Here is an 18129-nt window from a genome sequence, read left to right as displayed (position 1 = left end):
CGAATGGATTAATGGCGATTGTGAATCCATAATTTTACGATTCCTTAGTTTGTGCGGCTTCGCCGCCCCGGGGAGAGGAGAGAAGGAATGTCTGGTTTCCTAGGCACCATCCTCGTACTGCTTGTCGTCGTCGTCACCGCTTCGGTGGCCCACTCTGCCGGGAAATCGAAGGGTCGTCGGCTTGCCGAAAGGGCTGCCCAATGGTCTGCTGACTATTCCCTCCGGCAGTATCGCTCAGGATACCTGGCCGGCCACTTGGCAGGGTGGCGCGACGCCGAGGCTCACCGCGCGGCTGCTCCCGCGGGGGAACGGGACTCCCGCCCGCCGGGCCCGGAGCGCAGTCAAAGCTTTGTGCCTGTTCCCGTCCAGACGGTCCCAGCCCAAACCACCCCAGAACGGGCCGCCCCGATCCTGCCGGTTCCGGTTGAACCCTGGCCGCTCCCGATTCATTCGCCGGCAGCCTATTCGCAAGCAGCCCAGATCTCGCCAGAGGCCCTGCGCGACGAGCAAACGGCCCGGCAACAGAGGCGGGATCGGCAGAACATCAACATCACGCTGTACGTGGCAAGCCTCCTGCTGGTCGCCGCTTCGGCCCTGTTCATCGGCACCAGCCTCCCGTCCGTCCTCCGCTTTGCCGGCGTCTGGACCATCACGGCGGTCTTCTACGCGGCGGGCTTCATCCTCCACGCGAGGGCGCCCAGGCTGCGGCCCGCCGCGATCGCCTTCGCGGGAACGGGGCTTGCGTTGATCCCTGTGACGGGTTTGGCCATGTACAACTTCGCGTTGCACAACGTCCCGGCCGCTTGGCTGGTCACGTCCATCGTCGGGACGGTGGCCTATGTTGTCGCAGCAGTGCGGCTCGACAACAGGGTTCTCGCTTTCCTGTCGTTGAGCTTCGTGGTCTCCGCGGCGTGGTCCGGCGTGTCCATGCTGGGCGGCGCCCTTGTCTGGTATTTCGCTTGCCTGATCGGGTTCGCGGTGTGCCTGACCCTGACGGCCATGCGCAATCCCCGCTGGCTTCCGCCGGTCTATGTCCGGCCGTTGATGTCCCTTCACCCTTATGTCGTGCCGTTCGTTGCGCTTGCCGCCAGCTTCGTGTCCCAACATCTGGGGAAGGGTGAATACGCCATCATCATGATGGCGTGTGGACTGTATTTCGCAGTGATCGCGGCCCTTCCGCAGGGCGTGTTCCGGCTCCCGCAGTTCTATGCGGCGAGGCTCTCATTCACCGTCGCCTTCCTCGTGGCCCTGTCCGACGCCGAGCTTGGGCTGCCGGAGGTTCTGCTGGCCGCCGTCGTTCTCTTTGCACTGCAGTCGCTGTGGTCGGCATTCGACAGCAGCAGGCTCGCCCGTTGGTTCCCGGGACCGGGCACACCCCAAGCGATCCGGCGCTGCTGGATAGATGCCGTGGTGTGCTTTGGCTTTCAATTGGCCGCCGCCTTCACGGCGGCCTTCGCCATCCTGGTCCGGCACTCCGAGACGCCCGTGGGGATCCCGTTGTTCGCGACCCTCCTGTCCGCTTTGGTGCTGGCGTGGAAGCTGGGCGGGCAGGCCGAGTGGCTCCCTGTGACAGCCATTGTGGTGGCTGCCCCGTTTGCCGATGAGCTGGGTGGTTGGTTGACGGCGGCATTGCTGGCTATCGCGGGCGCGTTCTGGCTGCTGCGGGCAAAGAGGCCTATGGAGCCCAAGCGCGGGGTCTTTGTCCTGGCGGGGCGCATGGCGCTCACGCTCGGCGTCCCGGCTATGACAGCGGGGATATTGCCGGAGAATCCTGACCGCCTTGCTGCCGTCGTCCTCGCGTTCCTTGCCGCAGTGACGTTCCAGTTGCTGCTGGAAGCCGCGCTGATCCGTTCGGGTGTCCGGACCTTCGCGCCGACCGTCTGCCTCGTGGCGTTTGCAGGTGCCGGCATGGCAGCGATGCCTTTGCTCCTTTTGCTCGAGCAAGCACCCCGGCAGCCGCTGACAGTATCGGCCGTCGTGATTCAGGTCCTCGCTGCCGCGTTGCTCGGCTGGACGCTGTTCCCGAAAGCCGTGAGAGTCACCCTGCGCGGAGGAGTCGTTGAGTTCCTTCCCCCGGCAGCCCTTGCCTGGACAGGGGCGCTGTCCTTCGGGGCGGTGTCGGTGGCGTTGGGAAATGTTGTGTTGCTCGTTGGCGTGCTGTACTTCACCGTTCAGGCGCTCCGTCTTCCGGGCACCCTGCACCGCCGCGGCTATTGGTGGGCCGTCCGGGCGCTCGTCACCCTGCTCGCAGGCACAGGCTATCTGCAGTTGCTTCGGGACGGAGGAGGCCTCGTGGTGGCTGGGGAGAGGCTTCAGCTTCCCACCGTGGTCTTCGTCGCCCTGGCCCTCCAAATGATTCCACCGCTTGCGGAGGCGTTGCGCGGACCTGATCGAGGCCTCGCGCTACTTGACGCTGCCGTGGTGCTGCCCTTCATGGCCGGCGCCGCCGCCGTTGCGAGCATCTTCGGGAGCTACTTCGACAGCTCCGCGGCTGGAAGCCGGCAGGCGGTGGCGATCTCAATCATCATGGCGGCGTCGGCTGTGGCGGCCGGGTTCATGCTTCGCACGGAAGGCGCTTCCGCAGTCTTCGCGCCGGCGACGTTGGCGCTCTTGCTATTGCTTCGCGGTGGGCACATTCACGAGGTGGAGGCGTTGCTTGCCATCTTCGCCGCGTTCAGCGCCGTCATGGTGGCTGCGGCTCCCGGGCGAACGGCGAAGGGCGTCTACTTCATCGCCGCCAGGATTCTCACGGCCGCCGTTGCCGGGGTTTTTGCGCACGACCTATCAGCGTCCGTCACGGCGGTGTCGCTCACTTTCGCGGGCGTCCTGGTGCTGCAGCACATCATCCGCTGGCTCATGCGGAACCGATTGCGGCAGATTCCCTTCCAACAGGCGGCAGTGTGGGTGACCCTCGGCGCGCAGGCCGTGCTGCCGGCGACATACCTTTCGTCCGTGGTTCAGCCGGAAGCCCACGACGGCGGCCGCTGGGTCCTGTTGCTTGAGCTGGCCGTGTTGTTGGTTTCCGCCGTCGTCGCGAATCGGATCTTCACCGCCCGGGGCGCTGGGTATTTCACCATTCCGGCGGCGATCGCGGCGGTGGTGGCAGCCGGACCCGAGGTGTCCTTCCCTTCCGGGACGTGGCTCGCGACACCCCTGCTCGGCCAGTTGGCGGTGCCCCTTGTGCTGCTCGCGATGTCACTCCTGGTGACTGTTGTGAGGCTGCTGGTCCATCCGGGAAGCGGCGTCCCTGAACGTTGGCTCTGGCTGGCGGCGGCGCTGGCTTTCGCCGGTGCCGGAGGGGCGCTGTCAGTGGACGTATCGGACACCGCCACGGGAACGGCGGGCCTGGCCTTGGCGGTAGTGTGCTTCGTGGCGTCCCACGTCGAGGGAATGCCGGGCTTCTACCCGCTCGCCTCCACCGCGAGCCTAGTCGGTGCGACGGCCCTGGCCGCTTCGGTGCTGGATGGGGCTCCGATCCTGGGGCAGACCGCGGCCCAATGGGAGGCTTTCATGCCCTGGCTTTTGGGCTGCGCAGGATCTGCCGCTGTGCTCTACGCGGCTCGCTGGTCCGGGATCCCGGGCGTAGGGTCGCAGCCCGTGCGCAGGTTGTCGCTCACGGTCGCGGCCGGAGGGGGATTTGCCCTGGCAGCAGGTGCGGGTTTACTGCACGATGACACTGCGCTGGCCGGAACTTGCCTGCTCGGCGCTGCCCTGGCCGTGGCTTTCCTCGAGGTACCCCGGGCCATCAGATTTGCTGTCGCGGAGCTCGGTGCGGTTCTTTTGCTTGCCGCCGCCCAGCGGGCGGTCCTTTTCGTCCATGGATCCAGGCCCGAACTCTTTTGGATGGTGCAATGGTTCGCTGTCCTCGGCGCCGTTTTGTCAGGAGTGCGCTATTACGTGGGGAACAAGCTCGAGGGGCGTATCAGGTTGGGCCTCGCCTCAGGCTTGTTGTCCCTCGGCGGCTTCCTCTCGATAGTCCCAGGCAGTGTCTTCCCAGGCGCCGTGCCACAGCAACTATGGGTCCTCATCGGATACGCGGTGCTACTGCTTGCCGGACTGGTCCTCGCCGAGCGCATGTTTGTGTGGTGGGGTGCCGCGGGCGTTGCCCTGAGCGTCATGTGGGCCCTTCGTTCCTATGCCTTCGCGATGCTCGCCGTGATCGCCTTGGCATTGATCGTCCTTGCCGTCTGGCGCCTCAACAGGACCGCGCCCTGATAGCGTTGCCTCAAAGGAGGAATGCGGAATGGGATGGCTCGTTTTTCTGGTCGTGGTGGTTGTGGTGGTAGCTGGCGTGATGTGGGGAAGGAAATACTTCCGCCGCGAGATCGAGCGCGCAAAGCGCATCAATCGGTCGAACAGGAAAGATTGATTTAGCACGATCGGTCCACAAACACGATCGGTCCACAAAAGGGACTTCGAATCAGTTTCGGCGCGCCTTGCTCAAGGACTGGTACCAGTAGTACGAGTCCTTGGGGGTTCTTTCAAGCGTGTCGAAATCAACGTGCACCAACCCGAATCGCTGTGAATATCCGGCGGCCCATTCGAAGTTGTCCAGCAGCGTCCAGACGTAGTAACCCAGAAGTTCGACGTCGTGGGCGATCCCGCCAGGGGCCGTGGCCCTCAAGGCCTGGCCAAGATGCGAAGCAAGGTAGCTGATGCGGTCGGCGTCGTGCACTGGACCCCGGGTGTGGTCCGGTTCCGGGAAGCTCGCGCCGCTCTCCGTGATGAACAGGGGAGGCAATGCTGCTCCGTAGCGGTCTTTCAGCTCCCGCAACAGGATTCCGAGGTGTTCGGGAGCCACCGGCCAACCAAATCCCGTTGTTTCGTATTCGGGGAAGGCCGCAAGGTGGAACGGCAGCTTGGCCATCATCTCCGGGTTGCTGACGGGGGTGCTTCCGTCGCCGCGGCCCGAGGCTACCTTGACGGGGTAGTAATAGTTCAAGCCGTAGAAATCCAACGGCTGGTGAATGGTCTTGAGATCCTCATCCCGGACCTTGCCCAAGGCCCGGAACCAAGGCCTCACCTGTAGCGGAGGTTTCGGGTACCGGCCCAGGAGGATGGGATCGGCATAGACCCGGTTGAAGATGAGGTCGAAGGCCTTGGCCATGAGAACGTCGGCCAAGCGTTTAGTTGCGGGCCGGACTGGCGAATGAACATTGGCTACGCCAATAGTTCCCGCCACGCCGGCAGCGCGCAGGGCCTGGACGGCCAGGCCGTGCCCCAACAACTGGTGGTGGGCAGCCGGCAAGGCATCGAAAAGCAGCCGCCTGCCGGGAGCGTGGACACCGAGCGCATATCCTTGCAATGCGACCGAGACGGGTTCGTTGAGGGTGACCCATTGCGCCACTCGGTCACCGAAGCGGTGTGCGGCCGCAGCGGAGTATTCGGCGAACCGTTCCGCCGTCGTCCGGTTCAGCCAGCCGCCGTCGTGCTCCAACGGCAGGGGGGTATCCCAATGGAACAGGGTCACCATGGGGGAGACCCCGGCGTCCAGGAGCTTGTCGATCAATCGGTCGTAGAAGTCCAGGCCCTGTTGGTTGATGGGTCCCTTGCCGCCGGGTTGAATCCGCGGCCAGGAGAGGGAGAACCGGTAGGAATCCACGCCCAGGTCCTGTATGAGGGCAATGTCCTCATCCGTCCGGTTGTAGTGGTCGCACGCGACTGCGGGGGAGTGGCCGTCGACGATCGCGCCTGGTTTCTCGGCAAATGCATCCCAGCTTGACGGTCCGCGTCCGTCCGCCGTGAGCGAGCCCTCGATCTGAAAGGCCGCAGCAGCGACGCCCAAGGTGAAGTCCGGACGGATGCGGCCTGAAAGATCCCCCACCGTGGCAGAATCTTGGACAGTCATGACCCCATCATCCCGAGCGCAGGAGCCGATGGCAATGGTCCGCGGTGGTCCGATTGGCTTATGCCGGGGAATTCCGGCATACTAGGTGAGTTGTTCAAGCGCTTCTTCGCGTCCCGATCCGGATAATGCCGGGTGTCAGGGTCCAAGCTGGAGCCCAAACATAACCCAGATCCCCAAAGGAAGCCGGACGCGTTTGCGTGGAAATCGCGACACGCCCGACCGCGGGGGTCGGTTACACCGGCAAGTTGAGGAACCCGGATCCCTCCGGATTCAGCTTGTGCGGCGGGTGGTAGTACTACTTCAAATGCTTCGGCAGCCACATACAACACGTAAGTGAACAGGGCAGCCTTTATTCGAGGGCAGCACAGACTGAAAGAGAGTCAGGCGACATGGCGGGACAAAAAATCCGCATCCGGCTGAAGTCATATGACCACGAGGTCATTGATGTTTCAGCGCGGAAGATCGTTGAGACGGTCACGCGCGCAGGCGCAACGGTAGTAGGCCCCGTGCCGCTGCCGACGGAGAAGAACGTGTACTGCGTTATCCGCTCTCCCCACAAGTACAAGGACAGCCGTGAGCACTTTGAAATGCGTACTCACAAGCGTCTGATCGACATCATCGACCCCACGCCGAAGGCTGTTGACTCGCTTATGCGTCTCGACCTGCCGGCCGACGTGAACATCGAAATCAAGTTGTAGGGAGGTGCTGAGAAAACTATGACCGCAACCCGTAATGTAAAGGGCCTGCTGGGCACGAAGCTCGGCATGACCCAGGTCTGGGACGAGAACAACAAGCTCATCCCGGTAACTGTCGTCCAGGCTGACTCCAACGTCATCACCCAGCTGCGCAATGCAGAGACTGATGGCTATGTCGCCGTTCAGATCGGCTACGGCCAGATCGATCCCCGCAAGGTCACCAAGCCGCTGGCTGGTCACTTTGAAAAGGCTGGCGTAACTCCTCGCCGCCACGTCGTCGAACTGCGCACTGCAGACGCCGCGTCTTACGAACTGGGCCAGGAGCTTTCTGTTGAGCTCTTCGAAGCCGGTCAGAAGATCGACGTCGTCGGCACCAGCAAGGGTAAGGGCTTCGCCGGTGTTATGAAGCGTCACGGCTTCCACGGTGTTGGAGCCTCCCACGGTGCGCACAAGAACCACCGCAAGCCCGGTTCCATCGGTGGCGCATCCACCCCGAGCCGCGTCTTCAAGGGTCTGAAAATGGCCGGTCGCATGGGCGCAGAACGTCACACCACGCTGAACCTCACGGTTCACGCTGTTGACGCCGAGAAGTCGCTGCTCCTTATCAAGGGTGCCGTCCCCGGCGCCCGCGGCCAGGTCGTCCTCGTACGCACCGCCGTGAAGGGAGCCTAGTTAGATGACTAGCACTGTCAAGGTAGACCTGCCTGCAGAGATCTTCGACGTCCAGACCAACGTGCCGCTGCTGCACCAGGTCGTCGTCGCACAGCTCGCTGCTGCTCGCCAGGGTACCCACAAGACCAAGACCCGCGCCGAAGTTTCCGGTGCAGGCCGCAAGCCGTTCAAGCAGAAGGGCACCGGCCGCGCCCGTCAGGGTTCCATCCGTGCTCCTCACATGACCGGTGGTGGCGTTGTCCACGGACCGACGCCGCGTGACTACAGCCAGCGGACCCCCAAGAAGATGAAGGCTGCCGCACTGCGTGGCGCCCTGTCGGACCGCGCCCGTAACGGCCGCATCCACGTCGTTGCTGAACTGGTCGCCGGCCCCAAGCCGTCCTCCAAGGAAGCACTGGCCGCGTTGCGTGCAGTCTCCGAGCGTAGGAACCTGCTCGTTGTTATCGAGCGCGCCAACGACGTTGCCGCACTGTCCGTGCGCAACCTCGCAGATGTTCACGTTCTGTACGCAGACCAGCTGAACACCTACGACGTGCTGGTTTCCGACGACGTTGTCTTCACCAAGGCTGCGTTCGAGGCTTTCATCGCTGACAAGGCAAAGAACGAGGAGGATGCCAAGTGAGTGCAGCCACCATCAAAGACCCGCGCGACGTCGTCATTGCACCCGTCGTTTCGGAAAAGAGCTACGGCCTGATCGATGAGGGCAAGTACACCTTCCTGGTGGACCCCCGCTCGAACAAGACCGAGATCAAGCTGGCCGTGGAGAAGATTTTCTCCGTCAAGGTCGAATCGATCAACACCATCAACCGTGCCGGTAAGCGCAAGCGCACCAAATTCGGCTGGGGACAGCGCAAGAGCACCAAGCGTGCAATTGTCACCCTCAAAGAAGGCACAATCGACATCTTCGGCGGTCCGCTCGCGTAGCGGAGACCACTTTAACGAGGAAATGAATTATGGGAATCCGTAAATACAAGCCGACTACCCCGGGCCGTCGCGGCTCGAGCGTAGCCGACTTCTCCGAAATCACGCGATCGACTCCGGAAAAGTCGTTGCTGCGTCCGCTGCACAAGACTGGCGGCCGTAACAACACCGGTAAGATCACTACCCGTCACAAGGGTGGTGGCCACAAGCGCCAGTACCGTCTGATCGACTTCCGTCGTCACGACAAGGACGGCGTCAACGCCCGCGTTGCCGAAATCGAGTACGATCCGAACCGTACGGCTCGCATCGCCCTCCTGCACTACGTTGATGGCACCAAGCGTTACATCATCGCTCCGAACAAGCTGTCCCAGGGTGACTTCGTCGAGGCTGGCCCCGACGCTGACATCAAGCCGGGCAACAACTTGCCGCTGCGCAACATCCCGGTTGGTACCACCATCCACGCGGTTGAACTGCGTCCGGGTGGCGGCGCCAAGATGGCCCGTTCCGCAGGTGCTTCGGTTCAGCTCGTCGCCAAGGAAGGCCGTTTCGCCCAGCTGCGTCTGCCCTCCGGTGAAATCCGCAACGTTGACGTGCGCTGCCGCGCAACCGTCGGCGAGGTCGGCAACGCCGAGCAGTCGAACATCAACTGGGGCAAGGCCGGCCGCATGCGCTGGAAGGGCGTTCGCCCGACCGTCCGTGGTGTCGCGATGAACCCGGTTGACCACCCGCACGGTGGTGGCGAGGGTAAGACGTCCGGTGGACGTCACCCCGTCAACCCGAACGGTAAGCGTGAAGGCCGCACCCGCCGCCCCAACAAAGAGAGCGACAAGCTTATTGTTCGTCGCCGTCGTACTGGCAAGAACAAGCGATAGGAGCCTGGACACATGCCACGCAGCCTGAAAAAAGGTCCTTTCGTTGACCAGCACCTCTTTGTAAAGGTAGCCAGGGAAAACGAAAAGGGCACCAAGAACGTCATCAAGACCTGGTCCCGCCGTTCGATGATCGTCCCCGACATGCTCGGCCACACGATCGCCGTGCACGACGGACGCAAGCACATTCCGGTGTTTGTCACCGAGTCGATGGTCGGGCACAAGCTCGGCGAATTCGCTCCCACGCGGACATTCCGCGGCCATGTCAAGGACGACCGTAAGGGCAAGCGCCGCTAGGCGCCTGCACTTACGTCAAAGACGAGAGAAGGAAAGCAATGGAAGCCAAGGCTATTGCGCGTCACATCCGCGTAACGCCTATGAAGGCCCGGCGCGTCGTCAACCTTGTTCGTGGTAAGCAAGCGAATGAGGCTCTGGCAATTCTGAAGTTCGCCGAACAGGCAGCTTCGGAGCCGGTATTCAAGGTAGTTCAGTCGGCAATGGCAAACGCACGGGTCCTCGCGGACCGCGACGGCGTTGCCTTTGACGAAGGAGACCTCTACATCAGCGAAGCGTTTGTTGATGAAGGCCCGACCATGAAGCGGTTCCAGCCGCGTGCTCAGGGTCGCGCATTTCAGATCAAGAAGCGCACGAGCCACATCACCGTGGTAGTCGCTACCCCGGAGAAAGAGGAGGCTCGCTAAGTGGGACAGAAAGTAAACCCGCACGGGTTCCGACTCGGCATCACCACCGATCACGTATCGCACTGGTTTGCTGACAGCACCAAGGCTGGCCAGCGGTACAAGGACTTCGTTCGCGAAGACATCCGCATCCGCCAGCTCATGTCCACGGGCATGGAGCGCGCTGGTATCGCCAAGGTCGAAATCGAGCGCACCCGTGACCGTGTCCGCGTGGACATCCACACGGCTCGCCCGGGTATCGTCATCGGCCGCCGCGGTGCAGAAGCGGACCGCATTCGCGGCGAGCTCGAAAAGCTCACCGGCAAGCAGGTACAGCTGAACATCCTCGAGGTCAAGAACCCCGAGATGGAAGCCCAGCTTGTTGCCCAGGGCGTTGCTGAGCAGCTGACTTCCCGCGTGGCTTTCCGCCGTGCGATGAAGAAGGCCATGCAGTCCGCACAGCGTGCGGGTGCCAAGGGTATCCGTATTGCTTGCTCCGGTCGACTGGGTGGCGCAGAAATGTCCCGCTCGGAGTTCTACCGCGAAGGCCGTGTGCCCCTGCACACCCTGCGTGCGAACATCGACTACGGCTTCTACGAGGCCAAGACCACCTTCGGCCGCATCGGCGTGAAGGTCTGGATCTACAAGGGCGACGTCACCGCCAAGGAACTGGCTCAGCAGGCAGCTGCTGCTCCGTCCCGCGGCCGTGGTCCCAGCGACCGCCCGGGCCGCCCGGGTGGCGCCGACCGTGGTGACCGCCGTCGTCGTACCGACCGTCCGGCAGCTGACGCAGCACCTGTTGCTGCAGAGGCTCCGGCAGCTGAAGCTGCTGCTCCCGCAGCAGAAGGAGGACAGGCTTAAATGCTTATCCCACGTCGAGTCAAGCACCGTAAGCAGCACCACCCGGGTCGTTCCGGCGCTGCTACGGGCGGCACCAAGGTCACTTTCGGTGAGTACGGCATTCAGGCGCTGAGCCCGGCCTACGTCACGAACCGTCAGATCGAGTCTGCCCGTATCGCGATGACCCGCCACATCAAGCGTGGCGGCAAGGTCTGGATCAACATCTATCCGGACCGTCCGCTGACGAAGAAGCCGGCCGAAACCCGTATGGGTTCCGGTAAGGGTTCTCCGGAATGGTGGGTCGCAAACGTCAAGCCGGGCCGCGTTCTCTTCGAGCTCGCCGGTGTCAATGAAGAGGTAGCTCGCGAGGCACTGCGCCTGGCAATCCACAAGCTGCCGTTGAAGGCACGCATTGTGCGTCGCGAAGGTGGTGAATAGAAATGGCAGTAGGGTCGAAGGATCTCGCACCCGCACAGCTGGACGGTTTCGACAACGAGCGTCTCGTTGAAGAACTCCGCAAGTCCAAGGAAGAGCTGTTCAACCTGCGTTTCCAGTCCGCCACCGGACAGCTGGAGAACCACGGTCGTCTGCGCGCGGTAAAGAAGGACATCGCACGCATCTACACCGTTCTCCGTGAGCGCGAGCTGGGCATTCGTGCCGAGGTTGCCGCACCGGTTGTGGAAGCCAAGGAAGAAAAGAAGTCCAAGAAGGCAGAAGCCAAGGCTGAAAAGGCCGAAGCCGAGGCTGGAGAGGACGCCAAGTGAGCGAACAGAAGGAAACTGTGACGGAAGCAGCAGCCAGCGCTGAACAGCGCGGTTACCGTAAGACGCGTCGCGGCTACGTTGTCTCTGACAAGATGGAAAAGACCATCGTTGTTCAGGTTGAAGACCGCGTGAAGCACGCTCTGTACGGCAAGGTCATTCGCCGCACCTCGAAGATCAAGGCTCACGACGAGCAGAACACCGCCGGCATCGGCGACCTCGTTCTGATCTCTGAGACCCGCCCGCTGTCCGCTACAAAGCGGTGGCGCCTGGTCGAGATCCTCGAAAAGGCTAAGTAATCCCGCGCCGGGCCTTGTCCGGCAGCGATATGGATTGGTGGGAAGGCCCGTATTCCGGAAGGAATGCGGGTCTTTCCGCGTTTCGGTCCTTAGCATAAAACGTGCTAGGATATTGAGTTTGTATGGCGCCAGTTGTGCGTCAACAACCACCTCGTAAACAATCGTGCCGCGGCATACTGCCCCGCGCAGTTATTTCCGCAAGGGAAGCTGATGCTGGCGGCACGGGAGTTTAGGCCTGCTCTGGCAAAATCCAGGCAGGTCAAGAGACACCCCGATCAACCGTTCCGCAAGGCTCATTCCGTATGCTCCATTTCGGTCTGAGAACCGGCGCGACGCAAGGAGTAAAAATTGATTCAGCAGGAGTCGCGACTGAAGGTCGCCGACAACACGGGTGCTAAGGAAATCCTTACCATTCGCGTTCTCGGTGGATCCGGCCGTCGCTACGCAGGCATTGGCGACGTCATTGTCGCAACCGTCAAGGACGCTATCCCGGGCGGCAACGTAAAGAAGGGTGACGTCGTCAAGGCTGTCATCGTTCGTACCAAGAAGGAACGCCGCCGTGCGGATGGTTCCTACATCAAGTTTGACGAGAACGCAGCTGTGATTCTGAAGAACGACGGCGACCCCCGCGGTACCCGTATCTTCGGCCCGGTTGGTCGTGAACTCCGTGACAAGAAGTTCATGAAGATCGTCTCCCTGGCCCCGGAGGTGCTTTAGTCCATGGCTAAAATCAAGAAGGGTGACCTCGTTCAGGTCATCACCGGAGCCAAGCAGGAGCGCGGCGGCGACCGCGGCAAGCAGGGTAAGGTTTTGCGCGTTTACCCGGATGCCAACCGCGTTCTGGTAGAAGGCATCAACCGAGTCACCAAGCACACCAAGGTCGGTCAGTCGCAGCGCGGCACCAAGACCGGTGGCATCGAGGTCGTTGAGGCCCCGATCCACGTCTCCAACGTTGCTCTTGTTGACCCCTCGACCAAGAAGCCGACCCGCGTTGGTTTCCGTCTCGAGACCGTTGACAAGGACGGCGTCTCCAAGACCGTCCGTGTCCGCGTGTCCAAGGCATCCGGGAAGGACATCTAATGACTGAGACTCTCGAGACTCCAGCGAAGATCGTTCCGCGTCTGAAGACGAAGTACGCCGATTCCATCAAGCAGACCCTGGTTGAGGAATTCAAGTACGAGAACGTGAACCAGGTTCCCCGCCTGGTGAAGGTTGTAGTGAACATGGGTGTTGGAGATGCCGCCAAGGACTCCAAGCTGATCGACGGCGCTGTCCGCGACCTCACCCTGATCACCGGCCAGAAGCCGCAGGTAACCAAGGCCCGCAAGTCCATCGCCCAGTTCAAGCTGCGCGAAGGCATGCCCATCGGTGCACACGCAACTCTGCGTGGGGACCGTATGTGGGAATTCGTGGACCGCCTCGTGACCCTCGCCCTGCCCCGTATCCGCGACTTCCGCGGCCTCAACGGCAAGCAGTTCGACGGCAACGGCAACTACACCTTCGGTCTGACCGAACAGGTTATGTTCCACGAAATCGACCAGGACTCCATCGACCGCGTTCGCGGTATGGACATCACGGTTGTCACCACTGCAAAGACCGATGACGAAGGCCGTGCGCTGCTCAAGGCACTTGGCTTCCCGTTCAAATCCGAAGACTAACAACTACGTAGTAGGTCCGGCCGCGGCTGCTTTGTAGCCAACGCGGAAACCATTACGAGGAAGGGCAAGAGCCCACAATGACTATGACAGATCCTGTCGCAGACATGCTTACGCGTCTGCGCAACGCCAACTCGGCATACCACGACACCGTGAGCATGCCGTACAGCAAGCTCAAGGCACGCGTTGCCGACATCCTGAAGGCAGAAGGCTACATTGCTGCCTGGAAGGAAGAGGAAGCCGAAGTCGGCAAGAAGCTGACCATCGACCTCAAGTTCGGTCCGAACCGCGAGCGTTCGATCGCTGGTGTCCGCCGCATTTCCAAGCCTGGTCTCCGCGTTTACGCGAAGTCCACCAACCTGCCTCACGTGCTGGGTGGCCTGGGTATCGCAATCCTGTCCACCTCTTCCGGCCTCCTGACTGACAAGCAGGCCGGCAAGAAGGGCGTGGGCGGCGAAGTCCTCGCGTACGTCTGGTAACGGGAAAGGAAGAGAATAATGTCACGTATTGGACGTCTCCCCATCACCGTTCCTGCCGGCGTTGAAGTTAAGGTTGATGGCTCTGTCATCAACGTCAAGGGCACCAAAGGCGAGCTGAGCCACACTGTAGCCAGCCCGATCGAGGTCACCCTGGACGAAAGCACCTTGACTGTCACCCGCCCGAACGACGAGCGCGCTTCGCGTTCCCTGCACGGCCTGACCCGCACCCTGATCGCCAACATGATCGAGGGCGTCACCAAGGGCTACGAAAAGAAGCTTGAAATCGTTGGTACCGGTTACCGCGTTCAGGCCAAGGGTTCTGACCTTGAGTTCGCTCTCGGCTTCAGCCACCCGGTCAATGTCTCCGCTCCCGAAGGCATCACCTTCACGGTGGAGGGGCCGACCAAGCTCTCCGTCGCTGGTATCTCCAAGCAGCAGGTCGGCGAGGTTGCTGCCAACATTCGCAAGCTGCGCAAGCCCGACCCCTACAAGGGCAAGGGTGTCCGTTACGCCGGCGAAGTTATCCGCCGCAAGGTCGGAAAGGCTGGTAAGTAAACCATGGCCATCGCAATTAACAAGAAGCGTACGAACAAGAGCAAGTCTGCTGCACGCAGCCGTCGCCAGCTTCGTATCCGCAAGCGCATCACCGGCACGGCTGCTCGTCCTCGTCTGGTCGTCAACCGCTCCGCACGCCACATCTTCGTCCAGGTTGTCGATGACAGCAAGGGTGTAACCGTGGCTTACGCTTCCACTTTGGAAGCTGACCTTCGTGCATTCGACGGCGACAAGACTGCCAAGGCCAAGCGCGTCGGCGAGCTCGTTGCCGGGCGTGCCAAGGCTGCTGGCGTCGAAGCGGTTGTCTTCGACCGCGGTGGTAACAAGTACCACGGCCGGATCGCCGCCGTCGCTGACGGCGCACGTGAAGGTGGGCTGGCACTGTGACCGTTGAGAATAACGAAAAGGACATTCAGGTGACTGAAGCTGCAGCTGCTGAGGCAACTGAGACTGCTGCTGCCACCGACGACCGCCGCGGCGGCCGTCGTGGCGAGCGTGGTGACCGTGGCCAGGGCCGCGGCGACCGTGGTGGCCGTGGTGGCCGCGACGGCGGTCGCGAGGCCGAGAAGAGCCAGTTCGTAGAGCGCGTTGTAACCATCAACCGTGTTGCCAAGGTCGTCAAGGGTGGTCGTCGCTTCAGCTTCACCGCACTCGTCGTCGTCGGTGACGGCAACGGCCTGGTTGGCGTTGGCTACGGCAAGGCCAAGGAAGTTCCGGCAGCTATTGCAAAGGGCGTTGAAGAGGCTAAGAAGTCCTTCTTCCGCGTTCCCCGCGTTGGCAGCACCATCCCGCACCGCGTGCAGGGTGAAGCCGCAGCAGGCGTTGTCATGCTGCGTCCGGCTTCCCCGGGTACCGGTGTTATCGCCGGTGGTCCGGTCCGCGCGGTACTGGAATGCGTCGGTATCCACGACGTTCTCTCCAAGTCGCTCGGTTCCTCGAACGCCATCAACATCGTTCACGCGACTGTTGACGCCCTGAAGCGATTGGAAGAGCCCGCTTCCGTGGCAGCCCGCCGTGGCCTGCCGCTGGACGAGGTCGCTCCTGCTGCTCTGGTGCGCGCACTCCAGAACCAGAAGGCAGGTGTCTAGTCATGGCTAAGAACCTGACTCCCTCCGACGCTCAGTTGGAGATCACCCAGATCAAGGGCGTCATCGGCGCCAAGCAGAACCAGCGTGAGACCCTGCGGTCCCTCGGCCTCAAGCGCATCGGACACACTGTTGTCCGTACCGCTGATGCCGTAACCGTTGGAATGCTCAACACGGTTCCGCACCTCGTGAATGTAGAGGAGGCGAAGTAATGGCTGAGAACAAAACCGCCGCAGAGGCTGCCGACAAGCAGAACACTCTGAAGGTCCACCACCTGCGTCCCGCCCCCGGTGCCAAGACTGCCAAGACCCGTGTTGGTCGTGGTGAAGGCTCCAAGGGTAAGACCGCCGGTCGCGGTACCAAGGGTACGAAGGCCCGCTACCAGGTCAAGGCTGGCTTTGCCGGCGGCCAGTTGCCGCTGCACATGCGCCTGCCGAAGCTTCGCGGCTTCAAGAACCCGTTCCGGGTCGAGTTCCAGGTTGTAAACCTGGACAAGCTCAACGAGCTGTTCCCGGAAGGTGGCGCTGTCACCGTCGAGTCCCTGGTTGAGAAGGGTGCCGTTCGCAAGAACCAGCCCGTCAAGGTGCTGGGCACCGGCGACATCACCGTCAAGGTTGACGTCACTGCCCACGCTTTCTCCTCCAGCGCAGCTGAGAAGATCGCAGCAGCAGGCGGAACCACCACTGCCCTCTAAAGGGCTCTGGGGCTATCGCCCGCTGTGAAAAGACTCCCGGTGTGGAGGGCTTCGGCCCCTCGCACCGGGAGTTTTTTCATATGGCGTGCACCCCTCGATTGTTCGCATGGCGCATCAAACCGTTAGACTCGGGTGTTGGGTTTCAATGACCCCTTTCGACACCCTTGGACTTTTAACTCAGGAGGACGCTTGCTAAGCGCATTCGGCCGGGCATTTCGTACGCCTGATCTGCGACGCAAGTTGTTGTTCACGCTGGGAATCATCACAATCTTCCGCTTGGGAGCTTTTATCCCCTCGCCTGGTGTGAGCTACCAAAATGTTCAGCAATGTTTGTCAAGCAATCAGGACCAGGGCGGCCTCTACCAGCTCGTCAACCTGTTCAGCGGTGGTGCGCTGCTGCAGGTTTCGATCTTTGCCCTGGGGATCATGCCGTACATCACGGCCAGCATCATCGTGCAGCTCCTCCGCGTGGTCATTCCGCGGTTCCAGGAGCTGTATGACGAAGGCGCCTCGGGCCAGTCGAAGCTGACGCAGTACACGCGTTATCTGACCATTGCGCTGGGCCTGCTGAACGCCACCACATTGGTGTCCCTGGCGCGCTCCGGGCAGCTGCTGCCCAACTGCCAGCTGCCGATCATCCCCGACACGAGCATCATCGCCACGATCCTTGTGGTCATCACCTTGACGGCCGGTACAGGCCTCATCATGTGGATGGGCGAACTGGTTACCGAGAAGGGCGTGGGCAACGGCATGTCGCTGCTCATCTTCACCTCCATCGCTGCGGGCTTCCCGACCTCCCTTGGTGCCATCTGGAACTCCAAGGGTCCGGGCACCTTTTTCACGGTGTTGGCGATCGGCCTCGTGACGGTCGCACTCGTAGTCTTCGTGGAGCAGTCCCAGCGGCGCATTCCGGTCCAGTACGCCAAGCGTATGATCGGCCGGCGCACCGTGGGCGGCACCAGCACCTACATCCCCATCAAGGTGAACATGGCCGGCGTCGTGCCCGTCATCTTTGCTTCCTCCATGCTCTACCTGCCGGGGCTGATTGCGCAGTTCAACCAGCCGAAGGCCGGAGAGTCCATCGCCCCCTGGGTTGAGTGGATCAACAACAACCTCACCAAGGGCGACCACCCCATCTACATGGCGTTGTACTTCGTCATGATTGTGTTCTTCACCTACTTCTACGTCGCGATCACCTTCAACCCTGAAGAGGTCTCGGACAACATGAAGAAGTACGGCGGGTTCATTCCGGGCATCCGGGCGGGTAAACCGACCGCGGACTACCTGCAGTACGTGCTTTCCAGGATCACCCTCCCCGGCGCCTTTTACCTGGGCTTCGTGGCGTTGATTCCGCTGGTCGCACTCGTCCTGATCGGCGCCAACCAGAACTTCCCGTTCGGTGGCACGTCAATTCTGATCATGGTGGGTGTTGGCCTGGAAACCGTCAAGCAGATTGATGCGCAGCTACAACAACGTCACTACGAAGGGCTTTTGCGATGACGAGAATGCTGATCATTGGACCCCCGGGTTCGGGCAAGGGAACCCAGGCTGAGCGGATTTCCGGGCGCTTGGGCGTAGTCGCCATCTCCACCGGCGACATCTTCCGTGCAAACGTCAAGGGCGAAACGCCCCTGGGTATCGAAGCCAAGAAGTACATGGACGCGGGCGATTTCGTTCCGGACAGTGTCACCAACAAGATGGTCCGTGACCGCCTGAGCGAGAGCGACGTCGAGAACGGCTTCCTGCTCGACGGATACCCGCGCACCACCGCCCAGGTGGAATACCTGGACCAGATCCTCGCCAACACGGAAGAGAAGCTCGACGTCGTGCTTCAGCTGACGGCCGACGACGAGGAACTTGTTACGCGTTTGCTGGGCCGTGCCAAGGAGACCGGGCGCTCGGATGACAACGAAGGTGTCATCCGCCACCGCCTGGACCTCTACCACGAGCAGACCGAGGCCGTCGTGGCCAAGTATGCCGAACGCGGCATCCTGACCCAGGTCGATGGCATTGGCGGCATCGACGAGGTCACGGATCGCGTCCTGTTGGCCATCGAGGCGGCCAAGGCGGTCTAGTCGC

25 protein-coding genes are annotated in these 18129 nt (G+C 61.9%); 24 read left to right on the top strand and 1 reads right to left on the bottom strand.

Translation table 11 applies throughout. From position 1 onward, the window contains the following. Positions 1-87: 87 nt before the first annotated feature. Entirely contained in the window at positions 88-4215 is a 4128-nt protein-coding gene (locus QRN59_RS01885) for a hypothetical protein (RefSeq protein ID WP_284980820.1), read from the top strand. A gap of 28 nt (positions 4216-4243) precedes the next feature. Next, on the top strand, positions 4244-4369 hold the full coding sequence (locus QRN59_RS01880) for a hypothetical protein (RefSeq protein WP_284980819.1): 126 nt from the start codon (positions 4244-4246) through the stop codon (positions 4367-4369). Positions 4370-4420: 51 nt separating this feature from the next. Here QRN59_RS01880 and QRN59_RS01875 read toward each other — a convergent pair whose 3' ends face one another. After that, positions 4421-5848 carry a GH1 family beta-glucosidase gene (locus QRN59_RS01875; protein ID WP_284980818.1) on the bottom strand — a complete coding sequence of 476 codons (1428 nt, stop codon included), beginning with the start codon at positions 5846-5848 and terminating at the stop codon, positions 4421-4423. Between the two features lie 389 nt (positions 5849-6237). On the opposite strand from QRN59_RS01875, the gene rpsJ reads away from it, so the two are divergent. The 22 genes from rpsJ to QRN59_RS01765 all read left to right on the top strand — a co-directional run bounded on the left by rpsJ (position 6238) and on the right by QRN59_RS01765 (position 18125). Further along, positions 6238-6546: a 30S ribosomal protein S10 gene (gene rpsJ, locus QRN59_RS01870; protein WP_003803825.1), complete on the top strand. Its 309-nt coding sequence runs from the start codon at positions 6238-6240 to the stop codon at positions 6544-6546. A gap of 18 nt (positions 6547-6564) precedes the next feature. Further along, the gene (gene rplC / locus QRN59_RS01865) at positions 6565-7215 is read left to right on the top strand and encodes a 50S ribosomal protein L3 (protein ID WP_059387360.1); all 651 of its coding nucleotides are present in this window, start codon (positions 6565-6567) and stop codon (positions 7213-7215) included. Between the two features lie 4 nt (positions 7216-7219). After that, positions 7220-7837, top strand: coding sequence for a 50S ribosomal protein L4 (rplD, locus tag QRN59_RS01860; protein ID WP_284980817.1), 618 nt, complete (start codon positions 7220-7222; stop codon positions 7835-7837). Next, the gene (rplW, locus tag QRN59_RS01855) at positions 7834-8139 is read left to right on the top strand and encodes a 50S ribosomal protein L23 (protein WP_059387362.1); all 306 of its coding nucleotides are present in this window, start codon (positions 7834-7836) and stop codon (positions 8137-8139) included. Before rplD ends, rplW begins: the two co-directional genes overlap by 4 nt. Positions 8140-8168: 29 nt before the next feature. Continuing rightward, positions 8169-9008, top strand: a complete 840-nt coding sequence (rplB, locus tag QRN59_RS01850) for a 50S ribosomal protein L2 (RefSeq protein ID WP_028265104.1) — start codon at positions 8169-8171, stop codon at positions 9006-9008. A gap of 12 nt (positions 9009-9020) precedes the next feature. Then, the gene (rpsS, locus tag QRN59_RS01845; protein WP_018773666.1) at positions 9021-9302 is read left to right on the top strand and encodes a 30S ribosomal protein S19; all 282 of its coding nucleotides are present in this window, start codon (positions 9021-9023) and stop codon (positions 9300-9302) included. Between the two features lie 38 nt (positions 9303-9340). Then, positions 9341-9706, top strand: coding sequence for a 50S ribosomal protein L22 (gene rplV / locus QRN59_RS01840; RefSeq protein WP_028265103.1), 366 nt, complete (start codon positions 9341-9343; stop codon positions 9704-9706). Then, positions 9707-10543: a 30S ribosomal protein S3 gene (gene rpsC / locus QRN59_RS01835; protein ID WP_028265102.1), complete on the top strand. Its 837-nt coding sequence runs from the start codon at positions 9707-9709 to the stop codon at positions 10541-10543. Beyond that, positions 10544-10960 (top strand): 50S ribosomal protein L16, encoded by a 417-nt coding sequence (gene rplP, locus QRN59_RS01830; protein ID WP_028265101.1) that lies wholly within the window; start codon positions 10544-10546, stop codon positions 10958-10960. 2 nt (positions 10961-10962) lie between these two features. Then, positions 10963-11286 (top strand): 50S ribosomal protein L29, encoded by a 324-nt coding sequence (rpmC, locus tag QRN59_RS01825; protein ID WP_059387364.1) that lies wholly within the window; start codon positions 10963-10965, stop codon positions 11284-11286. Next, a complete protein-coding gene (rpsQ, locus tag QRN59_RS01820) occupies positions 11283-11582 on the top strand; it encodes a 30S ribosomal protein S17 (protein WP_059387365.1) in 300 nt (99 codons plus the stop codon). The genes rpmC and rpsQ overlap by 4 nt, the downstream gene beginning before the upstream one ends. A gap of 348 nt (positions 11583-11930) precedes the next feature. Beyond that, complete coding sequence (rplN, locus tag QRN59_RS01815; protein ID WP_003803789.1) at positions 11931-12299, top strand: 50S ribosomal protein L14; 369 nt, start codon at positions 11931-11933, stop codon at positions 12297-12299. A 3-nt stretch (positions 12300-12302) separates the two neighbouring features. Next, positions 12303-12662: a 50S ribosomal protein L24 gene (gene rplX, locus QRN59_RS01810; protein WP_234749060.1), complete on the top strand. Its 360-nt coding sequence runs from the start codon at positions 12303-12305 to the stop codon at positions 12660-12662. Then, entirely contained in the window at positions 12662-13240 is a 579-nt protein-coding gene (rplE, locus tag QRN59_RS01805) for a 50S ribosomal protein L5 (protein WP_059387367.1), read from the top strand. Before rplX ends, rplE begins: the two co-directional genes overlap by 1 nt. A gap of 77 nt (positions 13241-13317) precedes the next feature. After that, positions 13318-13716 carry a 30S ribosomal protein S8 gene (rpsH, locus tag QRN59_RS01800; RefSeq protein ID WP_028265096.1) on the top strand — a complete coding sequence of 133 codons (399 nt, stop codon included), beginning with the start codon at positions 13318-13320 and terminating at the stop codon, positions 13714-13716. 18 nt (positions 13717-13734) lie between these two features. Next, the gene (gene rplF, locus QRN59_RS01795) at positions 13735-14271 is read left to right on the top strand and encodes a 50S ribosomal protein L6 (protein ID WP_059387368.1); all 537 of its coding nucleotides are present in this window, start codon (positions 13735-13737) and stop codon (positions 14269-14271) included. 3 nt (positions 14272-14274) lie between these two features. Then, positions 14275-14658: a 50S ribosomal protein L18 gene (gene rplR / locus QRN59_RS01790; RefSeq protein ID WP_284980816.1), complete on the top strand. Its 384-nt coding sequence runs from the start codon at positions 14275-14277 to the stop codon at positions 14656-14658. A 29-nt stretch (positions 14659-14687) separates the two neighbouring features. Further along, the gene (rpsE, locus tag QRN59_RS01785) at positions 14688-15359 is read left to right on the top strand and encodes a 30S ribosomal protein S5 (protein ID WP_028265093.1); all 672 of its coding nucleotides are present in this window, start codon (positions 14688-14690) and stop codon (positions 15357-15359) included. Positions 15360-15361: 2 nt separating this feature from the next. Then, positions 15362-15568, top strand: a complete 207-nt coding sequence (rpmD, locus tag QRN59_RS01780) for a 50S ribosomal protein L30 (protein ID WP_059387371.1) — start codon at positions 15362-15364, stop codon at positions 15566-15568. Further along, positions 15568-16050: a 50S ribosomal protein L15 gene (gene rplO, locus QRN59_RS01775; protein ID WP_059387372.1), complete on the top strand. Its 483-nt coding sequence runs from the start codon at positions 15568-15570 to the stop codon at positions 16048-16050. Before rpmD ends, rplO begins: the two co-directional genes overlap by 1 nt. Before the next feature lie 189 nt (positions 16051-16239). Next, entirely contained in the window at positions 16240-17550 is a 1311-nt protein-coding gene (gene secY / locus QRN59_RS01770) for a preprotein translocase subunit SecY (RefSeq protein WP_236812275.1), read from the top strand. Positions 17551-17555: 5 nt separating this feature from the next. After that, the gene (locus QRN59_RS01765; protein WP_284980838.1) at positions 17556-18125 is read left to right on the top strand and encodes an adenylate kinase; all 570 of its coding nucleotides are present in this window, start codon (positions 17556-17558) and stop codon (positions 18123-18125) included. Positions 18126-18129 lie beyond the last annotated feature (4 nt).

The sequence above is a fragment of the Arthrobacter sp. efr-133-TYG-118 genome, from assembly GCF_030209755.1.
Lineage (GTDB): Bacteria > Actinomycetota > Actinomycetes > Actinomycetales > Micrococcaceae > Arthrobacter.
The sequence above is the reverse complement of the archived record's forward strand: the minus strand, read 5'-3'. Positions and strand labels throughout refer to the sequence as shown.